The 19,073-nt window shown below is 72.2% G+C and carries 16 protein-coding genes; 1 reads left to right on the forward strand and 15 read right to left on the reverse strand.

Annotation, left to right across the window (positions count from 1 at the left end; translation table 11 throughout):
* Positions 1 to 38 precede the first annotated feature (38 nt).
* Positions 39 to 854, reverse strand: a complete 816-nt coding sequence (locus tag IO39_RS28615) for a TioE family transcriptional regulator (protein ID WP_043629355.1) — start codon at positions 852 to 854, stop codon at positions 39 to 41.
* Between the two features lie 127 nt (positions 855 to 981).
* Between IO39_RS28615 and IO39_RS28620 the strand changes: the two genes are divergently transcribed.
* On the forward strand, positions 982 to 2,229 hold the full coding sequence (locus IO39_RS28620; protein ID WP_043629358.1) for an erythromycin esterase family protein: 1,248 nt from the start codon (positions 982 to 984) through the stop codon (positions 2,227 to 2,229).
* A 13-nt stretch (positions 2,230 to 2,242) separates the two neighbouring features.
* Here the strand turns inward: IO39_RS28620 and IO39_RS28625 are convergent, their stop codons facing one another.
* From IO39_RS28625 to IO39_RS59095, 14 genes are all read right to left on the reverse strand, one after another.
* Positions 2,243 to 3,007, reverse strand: coding sequence for a hypothetical protein (locus IO39_RS28625; RefSeq protein WP_157549007.1), 765 nt, complete (start codon positions 3,005 to 3,007; stop codon positions 2,243 to 2,245).
* Positions 2,997 to 3,893 (reverse strand): HipA domain-containing protein, encoded by an 897-nt coding sequence (locus IO39_RS28630; RefSeq protein ID WP_052423500.1) that lies wholly within the window; start codon positions 3,891 to 3,893, stop codon positions 2,997 to 2,999. The genes IO39_RS28625 and IO39_RS28630 overlap by 11 nt, the downstream gene beginning before the upstream one ends.
* 156 nt (positions 3,894 to 4,049) lie before the next feature.
* Positions 4,050 to 6,596 (reverse strand): alpha-mannosidase, encoded by a 2,547-nt coding sequence (locus IO39_RS28635; protein ID WP_211267205.1) that lies wholly within the window; start codon positions 6,594 to 6,596, stop codon positions 4,050 to 4,052.
* A gap of 206 nt (positions 6,597 to 6,802) precedes the next feature.
* Positions 6,803 to 7,414, reverse strand: coding sequence for a D-sedoheptulose-7-phosphate isomerase (locus tag IO39_RS28640; protein ID WP_211267206.1), 612 nt, complete (start codon positions 7,412 to 7,414; stop codon positions 6,803 to 6,805).
* Positions 7,415 to 7,500: 86 nt separating this feature from the next.
* Positions 7,501 to 8,460 (reverse strand): ROK family protein, encoded by a 960-nt coding sequence (locus IO39_RS28645; protein ID WP_043629360.1) that lies wholly within the window; start codon positions 8,458 to 8,460, stop codon positions 7,501 to 7,503.
* Positions 8,461 to 8,573: 113 nt separating this feature from the next.
* The gene (locus tag IO39_RS28650; protein WP_043629363.1) at positions 8,574 to 9,614 is read right to left on the reverse strand and encodes a LacI family DNA-binding transcriptional regulator; all 1,041 of its coding nucleotides are present in this window, start codon (positions 9,612 to 9,614) and stop codon (positions 8,574 to 8,576) included.
* Positions 9,611 to 11,458, reverse strand: coding sequence for an MBL fold metallo-hydrolase (locus tag IO39_RS28655; RefSeq protein WP_211267207.1), 1,848 nt, complete (start codon positions 11,456 to 11,458; stop codon positions 9,611 to 9,613). The genes IO39_RS28650 and IO39_RS28655 overlap by 4 nt, the downstream gene beginning before the upstream one ends.
* 182 nt (positions 11,459 to 11,640) lie before the next feature.
* Positions 11,641 to 13,353, reverse strand: a complete 1,713-nt coding sequence (locus IO39_RS28660) for an alpha-amylase family protein (RefSeq protein WP_052423501.1) — start codon at positions 13,351 to 13,353, stop codon at positions 11,641 to 11,643.
* Between the two features lie 38 nt (positions 13,354 to 13,391).
* Complete coding sequence (locus IO39_RS28665) at positions 13,392 to 14,216, reverse strand: carbohydrate ABC transporter permease (protein WP_043629369.1); 825 nt, start codon at positions 14,214 to 14,216, stop codon at positions 13,392 to 13,394.
* A complete protein-coding gene (locus IO39_RS28670; protein WP_043629371.1) occupies positions 14,213 to 15,115 on the reverse strand; it encodes a carbohydrate ABC transporter permease in 903 nt (300 codons plus the stop codon). The genes IO39_RS28665 and IO39_RS28670 overlap by 4 nt, the downstream gene beginning before the upstream one ends.
* 43 nt (positions 15,116 to 15,158) lie before the next feature.
* Positions 15,159 to 16,550: an ABC transporter substrate-binding protein gene (locus tag IO39_RS28675; protein ID WP_043629375.1), complete on the reverse strand. Its 1,392-nt coding sequence runs from the start codon at positions 16,548 to 16,550 to the stop codon at positions 15,159 to 15,161.
* Between the two features lie 257 nt (positions 16,551 to 16,807).
* Complete coding sequence (locus tag IO39_RS28680; protein ID WP_043629377.1) at positions 16,808 to 18,427, reverse strand: monocarboxylic acid transporter; 1,620 nt, start codon at positions 18,425 to 18,427, stop codon at positions 16,808 to 16,810.
* Positions 18,424 to 18,753 carry a DUF485 domain-containing protein gene (locus tag IO39_RS28685; RefSeq protein WP_043629378.1) on the reverse strand — a complete coding sequence of 110 codons (330 nt, stop codon included), beginning with the start codon at positions 18,751 to 18,753 and terminating at the stop codon, positions 18,424 to 18,426. Before IO39_RS28685 ends, IO39_RS28680 begins: the two co-directional genes overlap by 4 nt.
* 165 nt (positions 18,754 to 18,918) lie before the next feature.
* Positions 18,919 to 19,047 (reverse strand): hypothetical protein, encoded by a 129-nt coding sequence (locus IO39_RS59095; RefSeq protein WP_281200172.1) that lies wholly within the window; start codon positions 19,045 to 19,047, stop codon positions 18,919 to 18,921.
* Positions 19,048 to 19,073: the final 26 nt, after the last annotated feature.

Below are 19,073 nucleotides of genomic sequence, written 5' to 3' on the forward strand. Positions count from 1 at the left end.
GGCCGGGTGGGCCTGGCGGCGCCCGCCGGCCCCGCCGTTCACTCCGTACCGTCCAGATGCGGGTCCAGATACGCGTCCAGGGCCGCCGCGCCCCGCACCATCGCGCGCCCGCGGGCCGACAGTCGCGCCTGCCAGTCGCGCAGGGCGCCCTCCAGGGGCTCCAGCCCGCCGGCCGCGCGAACCTGCCGGATCAGCGGCGCGATCTGCTCCAGCAGGTAGCCGCCCCTTCTGAGCTGGTGGACGAGCTGGGCGTCCCGCACGTCGGCCGCCGTGTAGACGCGGTAGCCGGTCTGCGGATCGCGTCGCGGCTCGACCAGCCCGGCCCGCTCCCACTTGCGCAGCGTCGCGGGCCGGATGCCGAGCCGCCGGGCCAGCGGCCCGATGAACGTGGCGCCGCCGGGCGCGAGCGGCTCCCCCGGCCCCGGCGGACCCACCGGGCCCGGCACGTCCGGCGAGGCCGGCCGGCGCGGCGAGCGCGGCGTGTCCGGCGAGCCGGGCATGTCCGGCGGCGAACCCGGCGGCCCCAGGGCGCGTAGCGCCTGCTCGACGGCGCGCAGGGTGCGGCGGTCGTCGAGGAGCTGGGCGTGGCTCTCGTCGATGAGCCGCAGCGCCTCCTCGGTCGCGCCCCGGTTGACCGCCTGCATGATCGACGTCGCCGTCTGGTGCCCGTGGCCGGGGATCAGGGCGAGGAACGCGCGCAGCGCCCGGGCGTGGCGGGCGGTATAGGTGCGGTAGCCGTGCGCGGTGCGGCCCGCGGGCGGCAGGATGCCGGCCTGCTCGTAGTTGCGGACGGCCTGCGTGGACAGCCCGTGCTCGCGCGCCAGGTCCACCGGACGGAGCCGATCACCGGCCATGGCGACCTCCCTCGTTGAGGCCTGACGGGCCAGTACGCCGGAGTCTCCCGGTGAAAGTCTCAACAGAGAGTTCAACGATACCGTAGAGGGTAAGGAGTCGGCTCCGGCCGGCAGAACAGGAGTCGCCATGCCCGCCCGCCCTTCGCTCCGCGAAGCCGCCCGCGATCTCGACGTCGAGGGCGCCGCCGCCGTCACCCGGTTCCTCCGCTCGCTGCCGGCCCGCCCCCGGCTGCTCGGCCTGGGTGAGGCCATGCACGGCGAGGAGCCGTGCACCGAACTGCGCAACGAGATCTTCCGCGAGCTCGCCGGGCACGCGGGGTTCCGCGCGATCGCCCTGGAGAGCGACTGCCTGGCGGGCCTGGCCGTGGACGCGTACGTCCGCACCGGCGAGGGCTCGCTGGACGACGTGATGCGTACGGGCTTCAGCCACGGCTTCGGCGACTCGCCGGCCACCCGCGAGCTCGTCCGCTGGATGCGCGAGCACAACCGCGACCGCCCCGCCGCCGACCGGCTGCGCTTCTTCGGGTTCGACGCCCCGATCGAGATGATGTGGGCCGCCGGCCCGCGCCGCCCCCTCACCGCGCTGCACGGCTACCTGACCGCCCACGGCGTGCCCCTCCCCTGCACCCTGGACACCCTGGATCGCCTGCTCGGGCCCGACGAGCGGTGGACCGACGAGGCCGCCGCCATGGACCCGTCACGGTCGGTGGGCAACTCCCCTGACGTGGCCGAGCTGCGCCTGCTGGCCGACGACCTGGTGCCGCTGCTGACCGCGTACGCGCCGGACCTGCTCGCCGCGTCCTCGCCGGAGGAGTGGCGGCGGGCCGGCCTGTACGCGCGCACGGCCGTGGGCCTGCTCCGCTATCACGCCACCATGGCGAGCACCGCCCCCGACCGGGTGTGGCGGCTGATGAGCCTGCGCGACGCGATGATGGCCGACAACCTCCTGGCCGCCGCCGAGCACGGCCCGGTGCTCGTCTCCGCCCACAACCGCCACCTCCAGCGGGAGAAGAGCACCTGGCAGCTGGCCGGCATGGCGCTGGACTGGTGGTGCGCGGGCGCCATCGCCTCCGCCCGGCTCGGCGACGGCTACGCCTTCCTGGCCGGGGCCCTCGGCGGCGTACCCCACCAGGGCCTGCCCCGCCCCCACCCCGAGACCGTCGAGGGCCTGCTGGCCACGCTCCCGGGCGACCGGCTCCTCATCGACTCCCGCACCCTGGCCGCCGCCCTCCACGACCAGGACCTCAGGCCCGTGCCCCGCACCGACATCGCCCGCAACTACGGCTACTTTCCCCTCGACCCCGCCCACCTGACCGAGACCGACGGCATCCTCTTCCTCAAGACCCTCCCCGAACCACCCCCGCAAACGGTCTGACACCGGGCAGGGCTCAGGCCAGGGTGGCCCACTCCTCGCCGTGGAACGGCAGGTAGCCGCGCGGCACCGAGCCGTCGAGCCGCACTCGGAGGCGCAGGTTCGCCGGGGCGTCGGCATCGTTGACCTGGGCCACCCGGAGGTTCATGGCACCCGAGTCGCGCACCCGGCGCACGTATTCGAGCAGGAGGTCCGGCACCCAGCCGAGCGCGTCGCCCTCGCGCGTGACCAGTAGCGCGTGGCCGTTCACCGGGTTGTCCGGGTCGTCACGCAAGGTGAGCATGTCACCCTCGCGAAGCCGCGCCACCCGTGACTCCGCGCCCTCCCGGTGGCGAAGGCCGTGGACGAAGAAGAACGTCGACGTGCGGCCGTCGGGATCGACCTGCGGCTCGGGGACCAGGAAGATCGAGTCTCCGGCCCGCCGCCCACCGGACCTGCCGAGCACCGTCAGCGGAGGCGAGCCGTCGGGCAGGCCGAGCACCGTCAGGTATCGGACGTAGTCGGAGCGACGGGGGCTCATCAGCCGCTGGCTGAACAGCGGGAAGAGAACCGGAGACTCGTAGCGGCGTTCGAGGTCCTCGAACCCGAGCAAGGGCCTGAACCCCGGGATGTCCATCACCCGCCGGAGGTAGGCGAAGGCGTATCCCGCATCGCTCTGCTCGAGGAGCCCGATGGGCGCGATGCGCCGGCTGGCCCGGTCCTGCAGCGCGACCACGAGGCGGGCGGTCCCCGTCGGCTCCCGGAGACACGACGACGAGGACCTGCGCGGATCAACCATCAAGGAGCCTCCTCCTGTTCGCGTCCATGAGCTCCACCGCGAACGTACGCGCCGCCTCGGACATTTCCGGGACCCGCGCGGCGAGAGCTGCGAAATGAGCCTTCTCGCAGGCGGCCACACGGTCAAGCCAGTATTCCCGGACGGAGGCGCTGACAAGCCCCAACGCGTGCCTGGCGAAGTCCGTCAGCGGCACCTTACGGCATCCCTCGAATCTCCAGGCGGTCCCCTTACGCAGGAACGCCTCCCAATCCCTGCTGCCGCCGAGGATGCGCCGCCGATCCGCGTCTGTGAGGCTGAAGCCAAGGCTGGTCGCGTGATCGTACGAAGGGCACAGGAGGGAGTGATCCCTCTCCGGCCCGATCAGCACCGCCCAGTTCGCCGGATGCCGATCCCGGTTGGCGATCAAGGCGTCCAGCACGGTGTAACCCGCGAACACGTCGAACGCATCGAATGCGGCCGGTCCGCCGAAACCCGGTGGCCGGCCGAAGCCGTGCAACGCTCCACGGACGTTGTCCAGGGTGTGCCCGGCGTGCCGCTTGTCCATAGGGTCATGGATCTCTCCCAGATACGTGCTGAGCAGCAGGAACCCGGGCTGCAACTGCCAGCCCTCAGGTCTGACGTCGTAGGACACACACCCTCGGCGACCGGACCGGATCGCCAGATCGATGTCGGCTCTGGGAACGCCGAACAGCGCCGCCACCTCCGAGGCGAGCTTCTCAGGCCAGTGATCGGCTTTCTCGGCCGTGTCATTACGGGTGTTGGGCTTGAACAGAGCGCGGCGGCAGGGCTGCTCTCCGCTGCTGAGCCAGAGCTTCTCCTCCGAGCCGTCAGCCTCGTAAAGATCGACCGACCAATCGGTCACGTCGACGATGGGAAAGGACTCGGCCACGATGAGGAACCGTACAGTAACGGTCCGCGCACGGCGCGGCGATCGGGGAGGAAGCGGGCTGCCGGCACGCGGTTGTCGGCACGGCGGCCGCCCACCGGTCCGGGGGCGGGATGCGGCGCAGGGTCCGGGGGCGGGCGGCTCGCGTAGGGGTGGTGGTCACCAGGTTTCGACGGTGAACGCGCCTCTGCGGACGGCCAGTTCCAGCAGGTCCGTCTCCACCGCCGCCAACGGGTCGTCGAGGGGGATGCGGAACGTGCGGATCTGGCTGGGGCCGAAGTCGGCCGTGAGCCTGATCCCGGCCATCGGGATGCGCAGGGTCGCGACCCCTGCGCGGCCGGTCGTCTCGACGGCGCGGACCACCAGGTCGCGCGGCGTGTCCTCGTGCAGCTTCACCGCCGTGACCATGACCTGCCCGCCCCCGTCGTCCAGGTAGCCGCGGGCGGCCGGCAGCGGGCCGTCATGGCAGCTCTCCAGCATCGCCCGCACCGGCGAGCCGAGCAGCGCGGCCCGGCGGGTGAGCCCGGCCGCGCGCCAGTCGCCGGCGTGCGGCACCAGCAGGTACGAGAACCGCTGCGTCCCCTGGTCCTGGTAGGAGTAGTGGCCGTCGGGGTCCAGCAGCCGGGGGTCGTGCCAGGCGTAGACCGGGCTGCGCACGACGGTGACGCCGATGCTGGGGCCGCGTCCCGGGCCGGGCGGTGAGACGTCGTAGCCGTGTTTGGCGTTGTTCACCACGGCCAGCCCGGCCCGCGTGCCGTTCACCGAGCCCGACAGGTCCACCCACGACTGGGCCGGCTCCTCCGCCCCGTCGACGGGCCTGGTCAGGTGGGCGAACGGGATCTCGTACGTGGCCGCCGGCCCCTCCAGCCCCACCGGGAAGCGCAGCTTCAGCAGGTGCGCCCGCTCCCGCCAGTCGAGCGTGACCCGCACCTCCACGGCGTCGTCGTCGCCCGCGCCCAGGATGAGCTCCTCCACCAGCGTGGAACGGCCCCACGCGCGCTCCACCCGCAGGCGGGCGCGCAGCGGCCCGTGCTCGCGCAGCACGACGCCGATCGTCGCCATCTCCTCGCCGGGCCAGTCGTAGGAGACGACGCGGTGGCCCCAGGTGTCGGTCGGGTCCGCGCAGATCTGCGTGTGCGGGCCCGCCGCCCCGGCCAGCAGGTCCACGCCGGTGCGCTTGTCGAGCAGGCCGGACAGCCGGCCGGTGACGGGGTCGAGGTCCAGGCGGAGCACGTCGTTCTCGAGGTGGCGCTCCGAGGCCGACAGGGCGCCGCCCGGATGCCCGCCGGGGCCCGGCCGCAGCCGGTAGAGGCGGTAGCCCAGCGCGGGCAGCGCGGCCAGGAACACCGTGGCGCCCCGCCCTTTGTCGTCGGTGGTGGCCACGGGCTGGATGCGCTGGCAGGGCACGCCGGCGCCGCCGGCGTCCACGACGTGCACGCCGCCCGGGGCCAGGCCGTACTGCAGCTCGACGCGGGTGGTGACCGGCCACGGGTGCGGGTTGAAGACGACGACCGGCTGGGTGCCGGCCTCTTCCGGTACGGCGATGTCGCGGGCGATCACGTTGTGGGCCCTGGTGATGATCCGCTTGGCGCCGGCCACGGCCTCGCCGAGCTGGTCGCGGGCGTCGTCGTAGGCGGGCTCGATGGCCGAACCGGGCAGCACGTCGTGGAACTGGTTGAACAGCACCTGCTTCCAGGCGCGTTCCAGGTCGGCGCGGGCGTCGTGGCCGGCGATCGCGGCCCACCGCTCGGCCGACAGCACCGCCGCCTGCGCCCTGCGCTGCCACGCCTTGATCCCGGAGTGCGCGGAGTAGCAGCCGGCCGCGTGGTGCTGCAGGTCGTCGCGCCACACGGCCAGCTCCGCCAGCCCCTGCTCGCCCAGGCGCTTGGTCATCTCGTCGAAGTAGCGGCGCGGCGAGGACATCGTCAGCTCGCCGAACGTGCCCATCCGGTCGTAGCGGTGGATGGACTCGATGTTGGCCCGGGTCGGGCCGCCGCCGTGGTTGCCCACCCCGTAGAAGACCATCAGGTCGCCGAGCGAGCGGTCGAGCTGGCCCAGCGCCTTCTCGGTCTGGCCGGCGACCTCTCCGGGCGGGCTGCAGTATTCGTACGGGATCCGGTACGCCAGCACCCGGCTCCCGTCCGGCGCCTCCCACCAGAACAGCGTGCCGGGCAGCTCGCTCTCGTGCGGTCCCGGGCGCAGGAAGCAGTAGGAGTCCATGCCCTGGCCGCGCAGGATGGCGGGCAGCATGGCGTTGTGGCCGAACGGGTCCACGTTCATCCCGACCGAGGCCGTGACGCCGAACTTCGCCTTGAGGTAGCGCTGGCCGTACAGGCCCTGGCGGACGAACGACTCCCCCGACGGCATGTTGCAGTCGGGCTCCACCCACCAGCCGCCCGCCATCACCCAGCGGCCCTCGGCCACCTTCTCCCTGATCCTGGCGAACAGCTCGGGGTCGGACTCCTCCACCCACGACAGCAGCACGACCTGGTCGCAGGTGAAGATGAAGTCGGGGTACTCGTCCATGCGGTGGATCGCCGACCAGAACGTGGCCCGCGCCTCCTGGTAGCCCTCCTGCCACGGCCACAGCCACACCGGGTCGAGGTGGGCGTTGCCGACCATGTGCAGGGTGCGGCCGGGGGTGGCGGCCGGGCGGCGCGCCGGCGGCAGGCCGGGCGGCTGACCACCGGAGGGCGCGTTCGCCATCGGCGCCACCCGCCTCCCAGCCGCGGTGCCGGACGCGGTGCCGGACGCGGTGCCGGACGCGGTGCCGGACGCGGTGCCGGACGCGGTGCCGGACGCGGTGCCGGCTCCGGGTCCGCCGGGTTCGGGTCCGCCGGGTTCGGGTCCGCCGGGTTCGGGTCCGCCGGGTTCGGGCTGGAGGGCGGGGCGGTCAGGGAGGCCGGGGCCGGTCATGCGGCCGCCCATGCGTCGACCTTCTCGCTGATCAGGTGCAGCATCAGTGTGTGGATCTCCTGGATGCGCGCGGTCTCGGTGCTGGGGGCGAGGAGGAGGCGGTCGGCGAACCGGGCGGCGGCCCCGCCGTCACCGCCGCCGAACAGCACGGTCATCGCGCCGTTGGCCTGCGCGGCCCGCAGCGCGCCGACGACGTTCGGCGAGTTGCCGCTGGTGGTGAAGGCCGCCACGACGTCGCCGGGACGGGCCAGCGCCCGGACCTGCCGGGCGAAGACGTCGTCATAGGCGTAGTCGTTGGCGATGCACGTCATGACGGTCGCATCGGTCGTCAGCGTCACCGTGGGCAGCGGGCGGCGTTCGCGCTTGTAGTGGCCGATCAGCTCGCCGGTCAGGTGCTGCGCGTCGGCGGCGCTGCCGCCGTTGCCCAGCGTGTAGAGGGTGCCGCCGCGGGTGAAGGTCTCGATGAGCAGGTCCGCGGCGGCCTCGACGGCGGGCAGCAGCGCCACCATGCCACGCGCGGCGGCGAGGTGCCCCTCGACGTGCTCCACGAGCACATCAGGGATCGGCGGCGTCAAGGGGGTCGGGGGCCTCGGGGGAAGGTCAGCCATGGGTCTTTCCTGAGACGGGTCAGGCAACGGGTTCGGGGCGGTGGTGGACGGCCGGGTCCGGTGGTGTCGGGTTTCTCTGGTGGTGATCAGGTCGTGGTGATCAGGTCGTGGGCGACGGCGGCGGCGCCGATGACGCCCACGCCCGTGCCCAGCCCGGACAGCTCGATCCGGGCCGTACGGGCGGCGGGCGGCATGGCGTCCCTGGCCACGGCCGCGGCGACGGGGTCGAGGAGCCGGGCGCCGGCGCGGGTGACGCCGCCGCCGAGGACGACGAGTTCGGGCTCGAACGCGTTCACCAGGTCGGTGATCGCGGCGCCCAGGGCCCAGGTGGTCTCGTCCCACACGGACCGGGCCAGCGGGTCGCCGGCCTCGGCGGCGCGGGAGACGTCCTCGGCCGTGAGGTGCCCGAGGGCCGACAACGCCGACGGGCGTCCCTCGGCCAGGGCCTCCCGGGCGCGTTCGGCGATGGCGGTGCCGGACGCGTACGCCTCCAGGCAGCCCAGCCGACCGCACGAGCACCTCCGGCCGCCCGGCCGGACCATGAGGTGTCCCAGCTCGCCGCCGTTGCCCGCCGCGCCCCGGTGCAGGCGTCCGCCGATGACGGAGCCGCCGCCGACGCCCGTGGAGATCGTCAGGTAGAGCATCGTGCTGGTGCCCCGGCCCGCGCCGTAGCGGTGTTCGCCCAGCGCGGCGGCCGTGGCGTCGTTCTCCAGCACGGACGGCACGCCGAACGCCCGGGCGGCCATCGCGCCGATCGGGACGTCGATCCAGCCCGGCAGGTGCGGCGGGCACTCCAGGACGCCGGTCCTGGTGTCGAGCGGGCCGCCGCAGGAGATGCCGACGGCCGCCACGTCGGGCCGGCCCGCCTCCGCGATCGCCTTCCGGCCCAGGTCGAACAGCCTGGCCAGGACGGGTCGCGGCCCCGCCTCGCGCCGGGTGGGGCTGACCTGCCAGCCGTGGATCCGGCCGTCGCCCGTGACCACGCCCGCGGCGAGCTTGGTGCCGCCGATGTCCAGCGCCAGGACTGGGGGAAGATCGCGCTCCATGGGGCCTCCGGTGCGGACGGCTGTCGGATATGACATCGTTCCCACATCGGATCCTAGGCCGAGCCGTCACCAAGGGTCAACGAACCCGCCGGACAGACCGTGGAGGGCGCGGGTCAGAGGGCGGGTGGGTGGGCGGTGGATTCGCGTTCGACCAGGCGTACGTTGAGGACGGTCGTGACGGAGTCGGCCTCGGGCAGCGCGATGCGCTCGTGCAGCCGCCGCACCGCGGTCGCCCCCAGGTTGAAGGTGTCCTGGGCGACGGCGCTGACCCCGGGCGAGACCATGCTCATCCACGGCGCGTCGTCGAAGGCGACGAGGCTGATGTCGCCGGGCACGCCCAGCCCCAGCTCCCCGATCGCCCGCCACACGCCCTCCGCGAGCACGTTGTTGGCCGCGAACACGGCCGTGGGCCGGTCGGGGCCGCGCAGCATGTCGAGGGCGCGGCGGCGGGAGTCGGCGACGTCCCAGCCCGAGGAGACGACCAGGCCGGGGTCGGCCGTGAGGCCGCCGGCGGCCAGCGCCTCCAGGTAGCCCTGGTGCCGCTCGTAGCCGGTGGTCCAGTCGGTCTCGTCGATGAACAGCGCGATCCTGCGGTGCCCGAGCCCGACGAGGTGGGACGTGGCCAGGCGGGCGCCGACCCGGTTGCCGACCACCACGCCGTCGGTCGAGCCGGCCGCGAACTGCCGGTCCACCTCGACGACGGGGATGCCGTGGGAGGACAGGTAGGTGGACACGGCCGAGGAGTTGGGCGTCACGATCACCCCGGCGACCCTGAGCGCGACCAGCGCCTCGGCGGCCTCGCTCTCGGCCTCGGCCGACAGGCTGGTGTCGGCGAGCACCATGGTGTAGCCGCGCTCGCGCGCCTCCCTGCTCGCCCCGGCGGCCAGCTCGGCGTAGAACGGGTTGCGCAGGTCGCTGACCAGGACCCCGACCGAGCGGCTGACCTGCTGCTTGAGCGTGCGGGCCATGGCGTCGGGCACGTAGCCCAGCTCGGCGGCGGCGCGCAGCACCCGCTCGCGCACCTCGCCGGCCGCGTAGCCGCGGCCGGTCAGCGCCCGCGAGACGGTGGAGCGCGAGACTCCGGCGGCCTCCGCCACGTCCTTGATCGTGGGGCGGCGGGAACGGCCGAGGGGGGCGCGCCCTTCTGTGGTCATCGATCCCCTTCCGGGACGACGTCGATGAGCGCTTCGGCGTGCTGCCCGAGGCGCAGGTCGCCGATGGTCAGGTCGACTGCGAGGCGGACGCGGCGCCGCGGCACGACGTCGGCGCCGAGACGCAGATGCACCTGCTCCACACCCCCTCCGGGCAGCCTGAGCGTCAGGGACGCCCCTTCGCGTCGCCAGCCGGGCGGGACCACCGGCTCGATGGTGGCCACGGCCTTGTCGGGCCACGGGTTGCGCACGGTGGCCGTCAGCACGATCTCGCCGCCCGCGGGGACGCTCGTATGGTACGGCGTCAACCGGCACAACACCCCGTCGGCCCCCAGATCGAGCCGGTCCAGCGGCAGCAGGTCGTGGTGCAGGGCGACCAGTTCCTCGCCGCGTTCGGTCAGCATGCGCAGGTAGTCGTCGTCCACCCAGCGGGGCCGCCAGTGGCCGCTGACCATGACGTCGGGCCGCAGCCGCCGGTAGAGGGCGGCGCTCTTGCGGTAGTCCTCGACGCGGAACCGGTTCTTGTACTGGAAGTTCAGGATCTCCTGGCGTTCGCCGGGGATGCCCATGCCGTCCTGCTGGTCGCCGGTGACCAGCACGCGGTGGCCGTCCACCTCGAACTCGTACGCCGCGGCGAACGCGGTGTGCCCCGGCAGGTCGTGCACCGTGATGGCGTACTCGCGCCAGCGCACCGTCTCCCCTAACGCGAGCACCCGGTCGGCGGGGATCGGGTCGAACCACTGGCAGGGCAGGTCGTGGTGGAGCGGCGCGGCCAGGACGGGCGCGATGTGGGCGGGCGCCCAGATCCGGGTGCCCTCGACCTCGCGCAGCAGCGGCATGCCGGCCACGTGGTCGTCGTGGTAGTGGGTGGGCACGGCCACCTCGATCCCGGTGACGCCGTGGTGCTCGCGCAGCGCGGGCAGGGAGGCCAGCCAGGGGCGGCGGGCCTCGCGGGCGGTGCTCTTGACCAGGCCGGTGCACATGTCGTAGCCGAAGTCGAAGACCATGGCCGCGCCCGACTCCGACAGCAGCACGTAGCTGTAGGACTGGCTGCTCCTGTTCATCAGCAGGTGCGGCGTGACCTGGACGAACGGGTTGGCCAGCAGGCCGCGCACGTCCCAGGGGTGCGGGCGGCGGAAGTCGATGTAGCGCTGCATGGCGGCGGACAGGCGGGCCAGCGCGTCGGGCGGGTCGGTCATCGGCTCGCCGTGCGAGGGCAGCAGCACGTCGAGCTCCTCCCGCCGCAGCAGCTCGGAGCTGATGACGACCATGGCGGGGCCCTCGTTCTCGCAGTAGGACCACTGGGTGGCGGACAGGGACCACACCTTGCCGGGGGCGTAGATCAGGTCGCCGGTGAAGGCGACCCGGCCCACGACGTAGGTGACGGAGCCGGGGGTGTGTCCCGGGGTGGGCAGGACCCGGACGTCCACGCCGCCGTAGCGGGCCGTGCGGTACTCGGGCACCACGCCGGTGACCGGCACGGGCTCCAGCAGCGAGAAGCGGTCGTCGCGCAGGTCGTAGTCGTTGAGCAGCCGGCGTCGCCGCCACATCTCGCCGACGTCGCCGAACAGGTCGCGCTCGACCGGCGGCACGTGGATGGCGACGCCCGCGGCGGCCGCCCGGTGCAGCCCCTGGGCCTGGTCGCGGTGGTGGTGGGTCATCAGGACGTCGGTGATGCGATCGAGCCCCAGCTCGCCGAGGAGGTCGAGCACGCGCCCCGAGCCGAAGTCAACGGCGATCCCGGTGCGCTCGCCGCCGGGCCGCGCCGGGGCCTTGACGACGTAGACGTGGCAGGTGTCGGCCACGCGGAGGACCCCGGGCGCCACTTGGCTCACTTCGTTCCCCACGGCGCGCGAGTCTAGCCGGAATCGTTCCCACACCGGAGGCCCCCAGCGAAATGAGTCCTGGCCCGACGTCGGCGAAGGGGCCACGGCGCACGCCTTCCTCGCCGCCCTTACAGAGCGGCCGGAGCGGGTCGCGGATACCGATGGGAAGCGCTCGTCAACGGGAGGACGCCGGGCAGGGCCTCTCACCCGCCCCGCCACCAGGCCGCCACCCGGCGCAGGTCGTCGCCGGTGACCGGCTCCAGCGTGGTGTCGATGGCCTCGGCGTAGTACAGGGCGGGCACGCCGAGCGAGGGCTGGGCCCGCGCGTAGGCGAGCCAGCCGGCCCGGCTCGGCATCGGCCACTGGTCGGTGTCGATCAGGTGGTGCGGCATGGCGTGCGCGACCACCGCGTGCCGGTGGCGGAGCTGGTCCACGGCGGGCACGGGCGCGCCCCGGGCGTCGCGTTCGAGCACGTCGTTGAGCCGGATCATGTCGGTGACGGCGCCGAAGGCCGGATGCGGCGTGTGGGTGACCATGAGGGCGTCGGGTTTGACGCTCTTGGCGGCCTCGTACATGGTGGCGAGCAGCTCGTGCAGCAGCGCGATGCCCCAGGCGGAGCCGTACGCCTTCAGGTGGGTCCCGCTCGGCGTCCACTGCGTGAAGTCGATCTTGAAGCCGTCGGCGCCGAGGCCGCCCAGCAGCCGTTCCATGACGGCCCGCACCCGGAGCCGGTAGGCCGGGTTCGACGGGTCGGCGGCCACGGGGCGGCCGGCGGCGTCGGTCACGCACTCCTGCGGCGGCAGGCCGTCGGCCGACCAGGCGCGCCACCACAGCAGCACCCGCTGGCCGCGCGCGTGCCGTTCGGCGATCCACTCGCCCAGCGCGGGCCACTTGGCCTCGTCGACCTCCATGCCGCCGTACGTGCGCTGCCACCGGTCGTCGATGACGATCGTGCCGGGCACGATGCCGTGCCGCTCCAGCCCGGCCAGCCACTCGTCGTAGAGGTCGCGGCGGGACAGCTCCGCCGGCGGGCCCGTGCCGGCCCTGGCGCACTGCGCGCCCCAGCCGCAGAAGATCGGCCCGCTCCACCAGGCGTGCCGCTCCCGCGCGGGACCGGCGGGGGCCAGGCCGTGCCCGACCAGGTCGGCGCGGTGCCAGGAGAGGGCCTCCCAGGGCGAGGCCGCGGCGCGGAACACGACGGCGGGCGAGGTCCACGAGCCGCGCACCTCGGTGTGGCACTCGTAGTCGAAGCGCAGCAGCGCCCCACCGTCCAGGGGCTCGTACGTCAGCTCGGTGAAGGTCAGGCCGGCGATCCCGGCGCGTACCGAGGCGGCCAGCCAGGGGCCGTCCGGCACGGCGGTCGGTCCGTCCGGCTCCCGCTTGCAGAAGGCCAGGAGCAGCGGCGGCGGGGAGAAGACGGCGTGCAGCCGGCCGGGCGAGGCGTCGCCGACGACGGTCAGCGCGACCGGCACGGAGACCGGCCGCACCACCCGCACCGGATGCGCGGGCGTGGGGCTGAAGACGCCGGCCGCGTGTACGGCGGAGCGGAACGTGCCGGCCGCGCGGGTGTTGAGCACGGCCCGCCCGCCCATCAGCGTCACGCCGGCGAGCACGCCGTCACCCTCGACCCGCACCTCCAGCGCGATCGTCTCGGGGGTGCAGGTGAGCCGGACGGTCTTCGCCTCCCACTCGGTCGTGCGCTGGGGGAAGTCGAAGACGGCCACGCCGTCGCGCTCGGCGAGCACGGGCGGCAGCGTCTCGTACGTCTCGTCGCGCCCGCCCCCGGTGCCGACGGAGGCGAGCAGGCTGAGCGTCATCCAGCCCTCCAGCTCGGCGCTGGCGTCGGTGCGCGAGACGGTCAGCCGGTAGTGGCCGCTGTCCAGGTAATAGGCCGTGTCCGTGGTGGTGATGCGCATGAGTCAGCCGAACGCCCCGATCCGGTGCGGAAGGGTCATCACTTGCTCCCGGTCGTCGCGATGCCCCTGACGAAGTGCTTCTGGCCCAGGAAGAACAGGACGATCATCGGGATCGTGGTGATCACGCTGGCCGTCATGACGATCTCCCAGTGCCATTCGCCGCCGAACCCGAACTGGTCGAGCAGCGCCTTGAGCCCGCGCGGCACCGTGAACGTGGTGGAGTCGCGCAGGTAGATGAGCGGCCGCATGAGGTCGGTCCAGGCCGTCTGGAACTCGAACAGCAGCGTCACCGCGATCGCGGGCCGGCACAGCGGCACCGCGATCCGGGTGAAGATCTTCCAGTTGTTCGCGCCGTCGATCTTCGCCGCCTCGAACGGCTCGCGCGGCAGGCCGAGGAAGAACTGCCGCAGCAGGAAGATGTAGAACGCGCTGCCGAACAGGTTCTGCGCCCACAGCGGCGTCAGCGTGCCGACCATGCCGAGGGAGTTCCAGATGAGGAACACCGGGATCATGGTGACCGCGCCCGGCAGCATCATGGTGGCCAGCACCACGCCGAACAGCGCGTTCCTGCCGGGGAAGCGGAAGTAGGCGAAGCCCCAGGCCACCATCGCGCTGGTGAGCGTCACCGTCACCGCGGCCAGCACCGTCACCAGCAGCGTGTTGACCAGCCACAGCGCCAGCGGCGCCTCCTGCCACACCTTGATGTAGTTGTCGAAGGTGAACGTCTCGGGCAGGATCCGGTGGTCGAAGACCTCGCTCCGCGGCTTGAAGGAGGCGCTGAGCAGCCAGATGAACGGATAGATGAACGCCAGGGCGAACGCGCTCAGCGCGGCCCACGTCAGGACCTTTCCGGCCCGTCTCACGGCTTGCCTCCCTCGTAGTGCACGAACCGCCTGGTCACCAGAATCTGCACCGCGGTGATGGCCATGATCACGACGAACAGCAGCCAGGCCAGCGCCGAGGCGTAGCCCATGTGCAGGAACTCGAACGCCTGCTGGAACAGGTAGATCGCGTAGAACAGCGCGGCGTCGTTGCCGTAGGTGGTGTTGCCCGCGCCGAAGAAGGCGGTGTACGCCTCGGTGAAGGACTGCAGGGCGTTGATGCTGTCCACGATGAACAGGAAGAACAGCGTGGGGCTGATCATCGGCACGGTGATCCGCAGGGTGCGCCGCCACCAGCCGGCGCCGTCCACGAGGGCGGAGTCGTACAGCTCCTGGGGGACTCCGCGCAGCGCGGCCAGGATGATGACCACCGAGGAGCCGACGGTCCACAGGCTCATCAGCACCAGGCCGGGCTTGACCCAGGCGGGGTCGGTGGTCCAGGCGGGGCCGTCGATGCCGAAGATCCCGAGGAAGCCGTTGATCAGGCCGTTCTGGCCGTTGAACAGCATCAGCAGCAGGATGCCGACCGCGACCGGCGGCGTCATCTTGGGCAGGAAGAAGGCCGTGCGGAAGAAGCCGGTGGCCTTGGTGGCGCTGTTGAGCAGCAGCGCCAGCCCCAGGGAGACGACGAGCTGGGCCGGCACGGACATCACGGTGTAGACGAACGTGTTGCGCAGCGCCAGCCCGGCCTTCGGGTCCTCGAAGAGGGTCACGTAGTTGTCGAAGCCGATGAACGACGGGTCGTTGATCACGTCGTAGTCGGTCAGCGACAGGTAGGCGCTGTTGATGACCGGCCACGCGGTGAAGATCAGGAACCCGAGGAGCCAGGGGCTGATGAACAGCAGCGCGGCCCGGGTCTCGATGAAACGGGTGGAGCGCATGGGACGCACGCGGCGGGCGCGTGGTGCTCGGGTGCCGGACATCTCAGTTCGTACGCTTCGCCCAGGCGGCCCACGCCTTGTCCAGCGCCGCCTGTGCCTCGCGCTGGGCCCGGTCGAGGGCGGCCCGCGGCTGCTCCTGGCCGTTGAGCACCCGGTTCACCGCGCCCTGCCAGGCCTCCTCGAACTCCTTGTCCGCCGGGTTGGCCGGCATGCTGAAGGCGTGGTCGTTGGCCTCGTAGACGGCCTTGACGCCGGAGTCCCAGGGCTCGCCGCCCGGGGTGATCATCTTCCTGATCTCCGCGTCGGCCCTGACGTTGCCGGTCAGGATGCCGGTGAACGGCTTGCCCTCGGCCGCGCGCTCGTCGATGCGGGCCCGGGCGGCGGCCTTCCACGACTCCACGAGCGTCATCGTCTTGGCGAAGCGGCAGGCGGCGCCGGCGTTCTTGGCGCCTTTGGGGATGGCCCACGCCGAGCCGGAGGCGAAGGCCAGCGGCTCGCCCTCGGGGGTGCGGAAGGTGTCGAAGGCCATGGGGGCCTTGGGCGAGACGTCGTTGAGCACGTTGACGTACCACTGCTCCATCGGCATCGCGCCCAGCTCGTTCCTGGCGTACTGGTTGCCCTTGCCGAAGAAGTCGGCCGAGTCGCGGGCGGCCTTGACCTTGGCGAAGCCGCCCTGGGCGTCGTAGATGGAGACGGCGAAGGTCAGCGCCTCGACCACCTCGGGGCTGTTGAGCCGCGCGGTCCTGCCGTCGGGCGAGAGCAGGTCGGCGCCGAGGGACTTGGCCCACAGCGGCAGGAACTCCGGCAGCTTGCTGTCGAAGCCGACCACCCGGAGCTTGCCGCCGGGCGCCTTGACGAGTTTCCGGGCCGCCGCGCTGATCTTGTCCCAGTCGGAGCCGTTGACGTCGCCGATCGTCAGCCCGGCCGCCTTGAGCAGGCCGGCGTTGGCCATGGTGATCTGCACCTGGTTGAACTCGGGGATGGCGTAGACCTCGCCGCCGAAGGTGACCTGGGCCAGCGCGTTCTTGTCGTACATCGAGGTGTCGACGCCCTCGCCCCGCACGCACGAGGTCAGGGGGATGATGGCGCCGCGCGAGGCGAAGGTGCCGACCTGGTCGCGGTTGGCGTAGATGACGTCCGGCGGGTCGCCAGCCGCCACCGACGACAGGAACTGCTGGATGTCGAGGTCGCCCTCGACCAGTTTCACCTCCGCGCCCTTGAGCGACTTCTCGGCCAGGCCGACGCGGGTCGCGCCGATCTCGTCGGTCGCGCCGAAGCCCATGACCGTGATGGCGCCCCGGTAGGAGGCGCCGGGGTCGAACCGCTCGCCGGAGGGGGCGGGCGCCGCGCCGCCGCCGGTGCCCTTGGCGCACGAGGTCAGCGCCAGTGCCAGCGACACCGCGAGGACGGACCGGCGGACGAGGGGGTTGTTCATGCGGGTATCGCCTCCACACTGATCGAGCGGGGCATCAGGCGGCTGAGGGAGTGTGGCAACGTTCACCTGTATGAGAACGTACCCACACCGCTGAAAGCCCGTCAACCACGGGGCGCCCCGCTGGGATGACCACGGCTCCTGCCCGGCAGGCGCTCCCGTACACATGAGAGGGCCCGGCCGGGGGAACCGGCCGGGCCCTCATATGGGGAAGGCGCCCTGGGCAGGGGGACGGGCGCCTCTTGTGGGGAGGTGAGGCGTCAGTGCGGGGTGGCCTTCTCGGCGCCGACGCCCGTGAGGGAGCGGACCTCGATCTCGGCGTACTTGGCCGCGTTGTACTCCTTGCTGAGGATCGTGCCGAGCCAGCCGCACAGGAAGCCCAGCGGGATCGAGACGATGCCGGGGTTGCTCAGCGGGAACAGCACGAAGTCGGCCGTCTTGAACAGCGCCGTCGGCCCGCCCGAGACCACCGGCGAGAAGATCACCAGCAGCAGGGCGGAGACCAGGCCGCCGTAGATGGCCGACACGGCGCCGGCCGTGTTGAACCTCTTCCAGAACAGGCTGTAGAGGATCGCGGGCAGGTTGCCCGAGGCCGCCACCGCGAACGCCAGCGCCACCAGGAACGCCACGTTCTGGCCCTGGGCCAGGATGCCCAGGCCGATCGCGACGGCGCCGATCACGAAGGCGGAGACGCGGGCCACCACGACCTCCTGGCGCTCGCTGGCCTGGCCGCGCTTGAAGACGTGCGCGTACAGGTCGTGGGAGAAGCTGGAGGAGGAGGCCAGGGTCAGGCCCGCGACCACGGCGAGGATCGTGGCGAAGGCCACCGCGCCGATCAGCGCCAGCAGGATCGTGCCGCCGACCGGGCCGAACATGTCCTGGCCGATCTGCTGGGCGAGCATCGGCGCGGCGGTGTTGCCGGCCGCGTCACCGGCGGCGATCTTCGCCTTGCCGACCAGGGCCGCCGCGCCGAAGCCGAGGACCAGGGTGAGCAGGTAGAACACGCCGATGATGCCGATGCCCCACAGGACCGACTTGCGGGCGTCCTTTGCGGTGGGGACGGTGTAGAAGCGGATGAGGATGTGCGGCAGGCCCGCCGTGCCCAGCACCAGCGCCAGGCCCAGGCTGATCAGGTCGATCTTGCCCGCCAGGCCCTGCGCCTCGGTGCCGTACTTCAGGCCGGGGATCAGGAAGTTGCCGGGGTTGCCGGGCGGGCCGCTGGTCGCGGCGGCCTGGCCGAGCAGGGCCGACAGGTTGAAGCCGTACTTGCCCAGCACCAGCAGCGTCACCAGCGCAGCGCCGCCCATCAGCAGCACGGCCTTGACGATCTGCACCCAGGTGGTGCCCTTCATACCGCCGAACACCACGTACACGATCATCAGCGCGCCCACGCCGACGATCGTCCACGCCTTGCCGGCCTCGCCGGTGATGCCGAGCAGCAGGCCGACCAGCGCGCCCGCGCCCACCATCTGGGCCAGCAGGTAGAAGATGCTGACCACGATCGTGGACACGCCGGCCGCCGTGCGGACCGGGCGCGGGCTCATCCGGAACGCCAGCACGTCGGCCATGGTGAACTTGCCGGAGTTGCGCATCAGCTCGGCGACCAGCAGCAGCGCCACCAGCCAGGCCACCAGGAAGCCGATGGAGTACAGGAAGCCGTCGTAGCCGGACAGCGCGATGATGCCGGCGATGCCGAGGAAGGAGGCGGCCGACATGTAGTCGCCGCCGATCGCCAGGCCGTTCTGCACGCCGCTGAACGAGCGGCCGCCCGCGTAGTAGTCGGCGGCGGTCTTGGTCTGGCGGCTCGCCCAGAACGTGATCGCCAGGGTGGCGGCCACGAAGGCGAGGAAGAGGATCATCCCCAGGGTCGTGGAGCTCACTGCGTCTTCTCCTCCACCTCGTGGCGCAGCTTGTCGGCGATGGGGTCGAGCTTCTTCTCGGCGTGCCTGCTGTACGCCCACGCGATGAGGAAGGTCGAGACGAACTGCAGCAACCCGAGGACCAGGCCGACGTTGATCTCACCGAGCAGCTTGATCCCCATGAATCCGCGGGCCCAGCCCGACAGCACCACGTAGAGCAGGTACCACGCGAGGAACGCCACCGTCATGGGGAAGGTCCAGCGGCGGAAATGCCGTTTCAGGGTCTGGAACTCGGTGCTCTCCTGTACTTGTTCATATACCGACGCGTCATGTTCTCTTGTCGTCACGAGACCTCCACTGTGATGCGGATCACGCCCAACGTAAGAGCGCAACCTACCCGCCGTGGAGATCCCGAGGAGGGTTGTTCGGCGAGCCGCTGCCGTCCGGCGCTTAGTTGGAAGTGGTCTGCGGTGAAAGGTCTGTTCGGCGCGATGAGCGGTCGGCTCTCCCTTTCACCGCTTTACGGCCCCCGCCGTCAGCCCCTCGACGATCCACCGGCGGACGACCGCGAACAACACCAGCGTCGGCACGACGGAGACCAGCGTGGCCGCGGCGGCGACGGCGGGGAGGGGCTTTCTCATGACGCTCATGACGAGCCTCCAGCGAT

It is taken from the genome of Nonomuraea candida (genome assembly GCF_000725485.1).
GTDB lineage: Bacteria > Actinomycetota > Actinomycetes > Streptosporangiales > Streptosporangiaceae > Nonomuraea > Nonomuraea candida.

Excerpts from the sequence above, each read along its gene's own strand:
- IO39_RS28670 (WP_043629371.1), bottom strand. The coding sequence starts at position 15,115 with ATGCGCTCCACCCGTTTCATCGAGACCCGGGCCGCGCTGCTGTTCATC.
- IO39_RS28675 (WP_043629375.1), bottom strand. The coding sequence starts at position 16,550 with ATGAACAACCCCCTCGTCCGCCGGTCCGTCCTCGCGGTGTCGCTGGCA.
- IO39_RS28650 (WP_043629363.1), bottom strand. The coding sequence starts at position 9,614 with ATGACCACAGAAGGGCGCGCCCCCCTCGGCCGTTCCCGCCGCCCCACG.
- IO39_RS28635 (WP_211267205.1), bottom strand. The coding sequence starts at position 6,596 with ATGGCGAACGCGCCCTCCGGTGGTCAGCCGCCCGGCCTGCCGCCGGCG.
- IO39_RS28620 (WP_043629358.1), top strand. The coding sequence starts at position 982 with ATGCCCGCCCGCCCTTCGCTCCGCGAAGCCGCCCGCGATCTCGACGTC.
- IO39_RS28615 (WP_043629355.1), bottom strand. The coding sequence starts at position 854 with ATGGCCGGTGATCGGCTCCGTCCGGTGGACCTGGCGCGCGAGCACGGG.
- IO39_RS28660 (WP_052423501.1), bottom strand. The coding sequence starts at position 13,353 with ATGCGCATCACCACCACGGACACGGCCTATTACCTGGACAGCGGCCAC.
- IO39_RS28640 (WP_211267206.1), bottom strand. The coding sequence starts at position 7,414 with ATGGCTGACCTTCCCCCGAGGCCCCCGACCCCCTTGACGCCGCCGATC.
- IO39_RS59095 (WP_281200172.1), bottom strand. The coding sequence starts at position 19,047 with ATGAGAAAGCCCCTCCCCGCCGTCGCCGCCGCGGCCACGCTGGTCTCC.
- IO39_RS28645 (WP_043629360.1), bottom strand. The coding sequence starts at position 8,460 with ATGGAGCGCGATCTTCCCCCAGTCCTGGCGCTGGACATCGGCGGCACC.